General features: G+C 61.1%; 1 tRNA gene and 1 pseudogene. Both read left to right on the forward strand.

Annotated elements, in window-relative coordinates:
• The first annotated feature begins 40 nt into the window (after window positions 1-40).
• Window positions 41-113: transfer RNA gene (locus tag C7K08_RS15390), tRNA-Ile, on the forward strand.
• 131 nt (window positions 114-244) lie between these two features.
• Window positions 245-701: pseudogene (locus tag C7K08_RS14960) on the forward strand (integrase); the annotation flags it as partial.

The following is a 701-nucleotide window of genomic DNA, read 5'->3' on the forward strand; positions in this document are numbered from 1 at the left end:
CAACAACATGGGTAAATAGAATCTGGAAGAATAGAAACGTGGGGGTCTAGCAATCTGGTGAATGCAGCGAACTCATAATTCGCCTTAGCCGAGTTCGATCCTCGGGACCCCCATCCTCAAAACCTTAGTCACAGAAAGGGTTTTAGCTAAAAAACAGGTCAAGGGCGGGAAGAGCATTTAGGCACCGCTTAGGCACAAAACRGCCCGTTCTGGGCGAGAGTAGGCACGCTTTTAGGCACGCCCCATGGCCGGCCGCGATCCCTACCTCACACGAATTAACAGGGCCCTGCGGGACCTGGGTTCCAGTGTCAGCCTCGAAGTTTCCCCATCCGGGGGAAGGATGCGGTTGCGGGCCAGCCTGCCTTTGTCTGATGGCAGCTGGAAGCAGCGGCGGATCAGTACGGCCTTCCCCTACCCGTCCGGAGTGGATCAGGCCCGTCAGTTGGCTGAGGAGCTCGGGCGTGACCTCGAGCTGCACCGCCGGGGGCTGGAGGCCTTCCCCTTCGAACGACGGCTGCAGGCCACCAAGATGCAGGGCCCCACAACGGCGGGGATCAGCGGTAGCGAAGCCCTGCGGCGCACAGAAACCTGGTGGACGAAGCAGCGCAAACGGGGGCCCAGCGCGGATGTGACTTGGGCCACCGCCTATGCGGGCCCGCTGAAACCCCTGCTGCCGCAGCAGGACGTGACTATCGAAACCC

This window comes from Synechococcus lacustris str. Tous (assembly GCF_003011125.1).
GTDB classification, from domain to species: Bacteria; Cyanobacteriota; Cyanobacteriia; order PCC-6307; family Cyanobiaceae; genus Synechococcus_D; species Synechococcus_D lacustris.